Genomic DNA, 8,025 nt, shown 5'->3' on the forward strand with positions numbered 1-8,025 from the left:
AAATCAAATTTATGTTTTCCGTTTTAAAATGAATTGGCTTTCTCTACGGTTTTTTCGTTAAAAGCCAATTTATTTTAAAATGAGCCCAGCGGCAGCGACACGTTGTCTTTCGGCATATTGTACCGGAGACATATTATTTAGCGAATCATGTGGACGGGTGTTGTTGTAATCATGCATCCACACCTGGGTTTGCTCTCNCTATTAATTTTACCCCTTGTTTCAATTGCCCAAAAAACGTTCAAAGATGAACTAGGCAACATTTACTCAGGTGAATTCATTGAAAATGATTTTACTGGCAAAGGAGCCTGTACCTATTCTAATGGCGAAACCTATGAAGGGGAATGGAAAGACGGAGTTTTTTCAGGAAAGGGAATATTAAAATTTCCAAATGGCGAACGTTATGAAGGAAATTGGTCGAATGGATTACAAGAAGGCAAAGGAATATATTATTATCAAAATGGGGAAAAGTACGAGGGCAATTGGAAAGAAGGAAATATAAGTGGTTTTGGGGACTTATTAAAAGCGAATAATGTTGTCATATATACTGGTTATTGGAAAAATAATTTGTATGATGGAGAGGGTAAACTTTTTACAGCTGCTGCTGAAATATATGAAGGAGAATTTAGTGAAGGAGAGTTTAAAAAAGGAAAATTAACAGTAAGTTATAACAATGGATATAAAATTACCTTTGAAGGTAATTTCAGAAATGAGGATATTTATCAAGGTAAAATATATTTCCCAGATGGAAGTATTTATTCGGGTGCTATTGCAAAGAGAGCACCAAATGAATCAGGTACTTATGAAATTAACTTTGAAGACGGAAAATATGTTGGTGAATTAGGAAATTCATTACAAGACGGCAAAGGCAAAATGACCTATAAAAATGGTGATGCATATGATGGAGAATGGCGTAAAGGTTATAAAAGTGGTAATGGTTCCATGAAATATGCCAATGGCGATTATTATTGGGGTTCATGGTATGCCGATTTGCGTATGTCTGGAGAACTAACAAAACCAAATGGAGATTACTTTAAAGGAAGTTTTAAAGGCAATGAATTTAATACTGGGGAAATTAAAACTATCTTAAATGATAGCAGTAAATATGAAGGGGATTATGAAGAAGGTTTTTTTACAGGAAATGCCAAAATTGAATACACCAATGGTGATCGCTACGAAGGTTTTGTATTGAATGGTAAAAGAAATGGCGAAGGAACTTTGTATTTATACAATGGCAATTGGATACAAGGTACTTGGGAAGCAGATAAAAAGATAAAAGGCAGAAAACGCTACAAACAAAGCATCGCTTTAGGTGCAAATTATTTTTCCGTAAATTACTCTGGTTTGCCTCTCTCTATTTCAAATGATGAAGAACATGTACAAGAAAATCATCCCATAAGCGGCACTTTTAACTACGGGTATTTAGGAAGATGGTTTAATGTTGGGGTTGGAGTAGGTTATTTCCAACAAAAAGAATTATTCCAACTTATCGATATTTCAACATCTGAAGTTACTCTTCATGATTATAGCAACTTATATTTAGCCGTAAACGCTGGGCCAACGATCGCTTTGTTCAAAGATCACATCATTTTCAAACTAAATTATGAATTAGGTTATTTGATTGGAAAAAAAGAGCAATATGACACTTCTGATTTGTCGGATGTTATCGTGGATACCAAACCAATTTTAGCTCATAATATTCAACCAGAAATCATGTTTAGATGGGGACAAATTGGCATAGGAGCCTACTACAAAGTATCTTCTTTTTCTGATCCAAATAAAGAGGAACCTGATGATAAGATTTCGAGATATTTTGGTTTTCCAAAGCAATCTACTCAAATAGGATTTAGATTTAGTGCTTTATTTTAAATTAATAAAACATGAAAAAAGTACTTGCTTTTTTAGTTTGTTTCATAGGTTTTTTTAGTATTGCCCAAACCACCACCATTACCCATCTCCTGCAAAAAACTTTGCAACAAGAAAACAAAGCTCGGCAAATGCTTCGTGCAGAAGCGGACGGTGTAAATAATGAAATAAGTTATATTCAACAAGACCTCGACAGTTTGGAAGTAGCAGAACTTACTATTAAAAATGATACCTTGTTTTATACCACAAAGCAAAAATTTGCCTATGAAAATGGCTATTACTTAGAGCAACAAATTGTTGCGTTAAAAGACATCACAGCCGTAACCAAAGACATCGGAATCTTCTTTGAATCCCGACCCGATAAAGTGCGTATCGTACGACAAGAATATTTTGAAGATGGTAACTACATCAAAACCAATAGAAAAGTAGATTTGTTTAGGACGTATTTTGTATCACTACGAAAAAATGAATACTTTGCTAAGGATTTGGTAAAAGCCTTTAAAAAAGCAGGATATACAATCGAGAAAGGGTACTGGTTTGAATAACAACATAATAAATAGTATTAGATTACTTTTCCACCTTAAAGCTTCGGCATTATTTCTCTTTTTTCTTTCGACTAGTAACTTGTTTGGTCAAGTTTTCCTCGAAGAAAAGTTCGATATTGTTGAGATGTACCATGCTATGCAAAATCAGCAGTTTGAAAAAGAAAAGCTACCCAACGGCGACATGTTGTTAACTCATTTCGTTTTTGATGAAAACAAACAAGTACAGGCTTTTAAAGAGATTCTTTTTTCAAAAAAAAATAAGGTCGATTACACTTGTTTTAAAGAAAGTGCCTACGTGCGTTACAACGAGAAAATTGCAAACGACCTATTATTGGATTTTGATGCGCAAGGCTATGAGAGCACTAATTTTATGTCAAAAGATGGAAATCAAATTTTCAAGTCTTCGGCTAAAGATACAGATTCAAAAAGGCACTACGTCTGTATGTCGACAGTAGAAATTGAATCACAAGGGAAATGGATTCTTTTCGAGTATTTTTCAAAAGAAACCGAATTTGTAGAGAAATAATAAAACTTTTCCAATCAAAGAATGCTCTAAAGTTTTATTTGCAATTTGCTACTAAAAAAAACTAGTGCCCATGTATTTTATGCAAAACCGCTTCCAAGACCAAAATTACCGTCTCGCTCATTTCCACGAGGAAGTAGCTGTGGCGTGCCCAAAATGTAGTAAAAAAGCACTCACAACCGTAAACTATGAAGAAAAAAAAGCCAAACTAACCTGCACGCACTGTGGTTTCCATGATACAAAAGACACTTTGTTAACCCATTTAGGCTATAACGCTAACTACAAGGCTGATGCTAGCGCTTATTTTGATGTGGAAACTTGGTATTGTGCCCCTTTTAAAAACGACTTCTTTTTTGCTTACAACGAAGCGCATTTGTTGTATTTAGAACAATACATTGGTGCCAAATTGCGCGAGCACAAAGACCGCACGCATTTTACCCTTTTAGAAAAACTACCCAAGTTTTACCACGATGCCAAAAACCGGGAAACGCTACTAAAATTAATTCAAAAATTGAAGAACAAGTAATTATAAATTGTAATTGCACCTATCTTTCGCTAAACAGGCGCACATAAAAAAGCATGTTTTTGTCAGTGTTTTCTGTGGAAATTACATCGCAACGATTGTTAAAAGGTTGCCAATTTTAACAGTATTTTTTTTAGAGATAACAACTTCTTTGGCTACGAATATCTCTATAGCATTGTAAATAAATGTTTTAACTAATTCGTTTACTTAAAAGAATCAATGCAATTTGGTTTTGTATTAGACTGTATTTCGATGAAGATCTTTTTTTTACGATTTTTTAGCTGCAAAACAGCTTGTAAAACGAAACCTAAATCGCTGCGTTTCGATTTCCTTTTCAAATACCCTTTTTTCTTCAAAAGGCCCAAATTAATAAATCAAATTCATCTTGTTTGCTTCCGCGCATTGGCTATCTTTGCACGTTAAATTTTAAAAAATTATGATTCACATTACACTTCCCGACGGCTCGGTTAGAGATTACGAGTCCGGAGTTAGCGCGCTTGATGTGGCGAAAAGCATCAGCGAAGGTTTGGCACGCAACGTTATTTCAGCATCTTTTGATGGAACGACGATTGAAACGACCACGCCGCTAACCACCGATGGGAAGCTGGTACTTTACACTTGGAACGATGCCGAAGGAAAAAAAGCTTTTTGGCATTCGACCTCGCACGTGATGGCGCAAGCAATACTCGAATTTTATCCAGATGCTAAATTAACGATTGGTCCGGCGATTGAAAACGGATTTTACTATGATGTCGATTTTGGCGAATCGCGTATTACCGATGCCGACTTTAAAAAAGTTGAGGATCGCGTACTGGAAATTGCTCGCGAAAAGCACGAATTCAAAATGCGTTCGGCAACTAAAGCCGATGCGTTGGCCTTTTATAAAGCAGAGAACAATCCGTATAAAGTAGAATTGATCGAGAATTTGGAAGACGGAACCATTACATTTTGCGATCACAGCTCGTTTACCGATTTGTGTCGCGGTGGTCATATTCCAAATACAGGCTTGATCAAAGCGATGAAAATCATGAGCGTGGCAGGTGCCTATTGGCGCGGCGACGAGAAAAACAAGCAGTTAACGCGTGTGTACGGTATTTCGTTTCCAAAACAAAAAGATCTCACCGATTACTTAGAGCTGTTGGAAGAAGCGAAACGTCGCGACCACCGAAAGCTTGGTAAGGAATTGGATTTGTTTACGTTTTCGCCGCGTGTTGGACAAGGCTTGCCTTTGTGGTTGCCTAAAGGTGCTGCTTTACGCGAACGTTTAGAGCAGTTTTTGAAGAAAGCACAAAAGAAAGCGGGTTACGAGCAAGTAGTGTCGCCACATATCGGGCAGAAAGAACTTTACGTAACTTCCGGACATTACGCGAAATACGGAGCCGACAGTTTTCAACCGATTCATACGCCTGCAGAAGGCGAGGAGTTTTTATTGAAGCCAATGAACTGTCCGCATCACTGCGAAATGTACAACGTAAAACCTTGGTCGTACAAAGATTTACCGAAACGTTACGCCGAATTTGGAACGGTATACCGCTACGAACAAAGCGGCGAATTGCACGGTTTAACTCGTGTACGTGGATTTACCCAAGACGATGCACACATTTTTTGTACGCCAGACCAATTAGATGCGGAGTTCAAAAACGTAATTGATTTGGTACTGTATGTTTTCGGATCCCTTGGATTTGAGAATTTTACAGCACAAATTTCATTGCGCGATCCGGATAAACCAGAGAAGTACATAGGTAGCAACGAAAACTGGGAGAAAGCAGAAGCGGCCATCATCAAAGCAACTGCAGATAAGCAACTAAATACCGTTGTAGCTTATGGCGAGGCGGCGTTCTACGGTCCGAAGCTCGATTTCATGGTAAAAGATGCGCTGGGCAGACATTGGCAATTAGGTACCATTCAAGTAGATTACAACTTGCCAGAGCGTTTCGATCTAACGTACAAAGGAGCGGATAACGAGTTGCATCGCCCGGTAATGATTCACCGTGCGCCGTTTGGCTCTATGGAGCGTTTTATCGCAATCTTGTTAGAACATACGGCTGGAAACTTGCCGCTGTGGTTAATTCCGGAGCAGGCTATCATCTTGTGTCTTAGCGAGAAATATGAAAATTATGCGAAAAAAGTTTTACAGTTGCTCGAAAATCACGAAATTCGCGCCCTAATTGACAATCGCAACGAAACGATTGGCAAGAAGATTCGCGAAGCCGAGTTACAAAAATTTCCGTTCATGCTTATCGTTGGCGAGGAAGAAGCACAAACAAATACCGTATCGGTACGCAGTAGAGTGCAGCAATCTCGCGAGAATATCAAGATGAGTATTGATGAGTTTGCAGCGGTTGTACAAGAGGAAGTCGCAAAAACATTAAAGACATTCAACGTTTAATTTAAAATATTTAAGTCATAGCAATTAGAAACAACAGAGGGTATCAACCCAGGGTCGAAAAGAAAGATGCACACCGCATCAATAACAATATCCGTGGCATTCAGGAAGTTCGTCTAGTAGGCGAAAACATCGAAACGGGTGTTTACAAATTATCCGACGCGCTTCGCATGGCCGACGAGCAAGAGCTTGATTTGGTAGAGATTTCACCCAACGCGGTTCCGCCGGTTTGTAAAATAATGGACTATAAAAAGTTCATCTACGAACAGAAGAAACGCGAAAAAGCTTTGAAGGCAAAGTCGACTCAAGTAGTGGTTAAAGAAATTCGTTTCGGACCACAAACCGACGAGCACGACTACGAATTTAAGCGCAAGAATGCTGAAAAATTCCTGAAAGAAGGTGCAAAGCTTAAAGCATTTGTATTTTTTAAAGGAAGATCGATTATCTACAAGGATCAAGGACAAATTTTGTTGCTTCGTTTAGCGCAAGATTTGGAAGAATACGGAAAGGTGGAAGCCATGCCGGTTCTTGAAGGTAAAAGAATGATTTTATTTATTGCTCCCAAGAAAAAGAAGCAATAACACAATAATAGTAAGTCAATTTAATCCTTAGGAAATTATGCCTAAAATGAAAACCAAATCCTCGGCTAAGAAACGATTCAAAGTTACTGGCTCAGGTAAAATCAAAAGGAAACACGCTTTCAAAAGCCACATCCTGACTAAAAAGTCGAAGAAACGTAAGTTAGCGCTTACGCATTCCGCTTTGGTTCACACGAGTGATCTTCGAAGCGTGAAAGAGCAATTGAGAATTGTATAATTCGAGAATTGCGAGGTTAAATTATTTTTAAACCATGGAGTATGGCCAATAAGTCTCGAAAGTCGAGCGCCTGCTACAAAAAAACATTAAATTATGCCAAGATCAGTAAATTCGGTTGCTAAAAGAGCACGAAGAAAAAAAATGATGAAGCAGGCCAAAGGTTTCTTTGGTCGCAGAAAGAACGTTTGGACAGTTGCTAAGAATGCTGTCGAGAAAGCGATGTTGTATTCGTACAGAGATCGTAAACAAAAGAAGAGAAATTTCCGCTCTCTATGGATCATGCGTATCAACGCGGGTGCACGATTGGAGGGAATGAGCTATTCGCAATTTATCGGAAAGGTAAAAGCAGCCGGAATCGAACTTAACCGTAAAGTTCTAGCTGATTTAGCGATGAATCATCCTGAAGCTTTCAAAGCTATTCTGAACAAAGTAAAATAAACGTTTAATATATTGACTTACCGGAAAAGACTTGCAACTGCAAGTCTTTTTTCGTTTCAAGTGTTTTGAAATCGAAGCACGCATTGTTCAACATTCATATTTCTGCCTCAAACGATTGTTAATTTTGGAATTACTAATTGTATTTATCAATCTAGAATGTAACTTAGTATTGATGCGAAGCGAGTAGGCGCTTGGCTTAAAGCGGTATCAGATTCATATTTATTATTTGCCAAGAACCCGCGTAATACTTAGTGTTTTGTTGCTTTTAAAGTATTTATCTTAATCAAATTTTAAAAAAGATATGAGTTTAGAAGATATTTTGATTGTCCTGTTCTCAGGAATAGTAGGAGGTACTATTGGCCGATATTTAGCGCTAAAGTACTTTTACAAGAAGAAAGACTAGAGTAAATGATTTTAAAAAATCGGAAGGCAATTTTGTTTTCCGATTTTTTTTTTGGGCAGCCCCTCGCCCGTTTAGTGGAAGTATGTTTGGGGCTTCGGGCCGGGCCTTTCACTGCAAGCGCATTTGTTTCAAACCGTTCGGGGTTCGCTGCGGCGGGGCTTCTTGGGTCGCCGCGCCGCAGCGGCCCTCACAGGTTTTCAACTGCCGCGGCTTTTCGTTGCAGTCCCTGCTGCGCAAAATCGTGCCACAAATACGTTGGCTGAGTTGCGTTCAAGAACGAAAAAGCTTGGTCAAGCCGGACTCAAGCGCCAAAAACCAATTTTAATCGCTTTTCTGTCTCTTTGTTTATCAGCGAGTTAAAAAATAATTGCAAAATAGTTGCCAAAAAGTTTGGAAAAGGGNACAAATACGTTGGCTGAGTTGCGTTCAAGAACGAAAAAGCTTGGTCAAGCCGGACTCAAGCGCCAAAAACCAATTTTAATCGCTTTTCTGTCTCTTTGTTTATCAGCGAGTTAAAAAATAATTGCA

At 38.2% G+C, this 8,025-nt stretch carries 9 protein-coding genes; 8 read left to right on the forward strand and 1 reads right to left on the reverse strand.

Features of this window, described 5'->3' with window-relative positions:
* Positions 1 to 69: 69 nt before the first annotated feature.
* Positions 70 to 177, reverse strand: coding sequence for a hypothetical protein (locus CHX27_RS15915; RefSeq protein WP_108721074.1), 108 nt, complete (start codon positions 175 to 177; stop codon positions 70 to 72).
* On the opposite strand from CHX27_RS15915, the gene CHX27_RS02245 reads away from it, so the two are divergent.
* From CHX27_RS02245 to rplT, 8 genes are all read left to right on the forward strand, one after another.
* On the forward strand, positions 172 to 1,866 hold the full coding sequence (locus CHX27_RS02245; RefSeq protein WP_165764419.1) for an MORN repeat-containing protein: 1,695 nt from the start codon (positions 172 to 174) through the stop codon (positions 1,864 to 1,866). The two genes, CHX27_RS15915 and CHX27_RS02245, sit on opposite strands and share 6 nt — an antisense overlap.
* 11 nt (positions 1,867 to 1,877) lie before the next feature.
* Positions 1,878 to 2,408: a hypothetical protein gene (locus CHX27_RS02250; protein WP_094485142.1), complete on the forward strand. Its 531-nt coding sequence runs from the start codon at positions 1,878 to 1,880 to the stop codon at positions 2,406 to 2,408.
* A complete protein-coding gene (locus tag CHX27_RS02255; protein ID WP_133063394.1) occupies positions 2,401 to 2,934 on the forward strand; it encodes a hypothetical protein in 534 nt (177 codons plus the stop codon). Before CHX27_RS02250 ends, CHX27_RS02255 begins: the two co-directional genes overlap by 8 nt.
* Positions 2,935 to 3,004: 70 nt before the next feature.
* Positions 3,005 to 3,457: a hypothetical protein gene (locus CHX27_RS02260; RefSeq protein ID WP_243388940.1), complete on the forward strand. Its 453-nt coding sequence runs from the start codon at positions 3,005 to 3,007 to the stop codon at positions 3,455 to 3,457.
* A gap of 433 nt (positions 3,458 to 3,890) precedes the next feature.
* On the forward strand, positions 3,891 to 5,843 hold the full coding sequence (gene thrS, locus CHX27_RS02265) for a threonine--tRNA ligase (protein ID WP_094485144.1): 1,953 nt from the start codon (positions 3,891 to 3,893) through the stop codon (positions 5,841 to 5,843).
* Positions 5,844 to 5,860: 17 nt separating this feature from the next.
* A complete protein-coding gene (gene infC / locus CHX27_RS02270) occupies positions 5,861 to 6,421 on the forward strand; it encodes a translation initiation factor IF-3 (RefSeq protein ID WP_394335689.1) in 561 nt (186 codons plus the stop codon).
* Positions 6,422 to 6,458: 37 nt separating this feature from the next.
* A complete protein-coding gene (rpmI, locus tag CHX27_RS02275; RefSeq protein ID WP_094485146.1) occupies positions 6,459 to 6,656 on the forward strand; it encodes a 50S ribosomal protein L35 in 198 nt (65 codons plus the stop codon).
* Positions 6,657 to 6,749: 93 nt separating this feature from the next.
* Positions 6,750 to 7,094, forward strand: coding sequence for a 50S ribosomal protein L20 (rplT, locus tag CHX27_RS02280; protein WP_094485147.1), 345 nt, complete (start codon positions 6,750 to 6,752; stop codon positions 7,092 to 7,094).
* Positions 7,095 to 8,025 lie beyond the last annotated feature (931 nt).

This window comes from Flavobacterium aurantiibacter, assembly GCF_002251775.1.
Taxonomy (GTDB): domain Bacteria; phylum Bacteroidota; class Bacteroidia; order Flavobacteriales; family Flavobacteriaceae; genus Flavobacterium; species Flavobacterium aurantiibacter.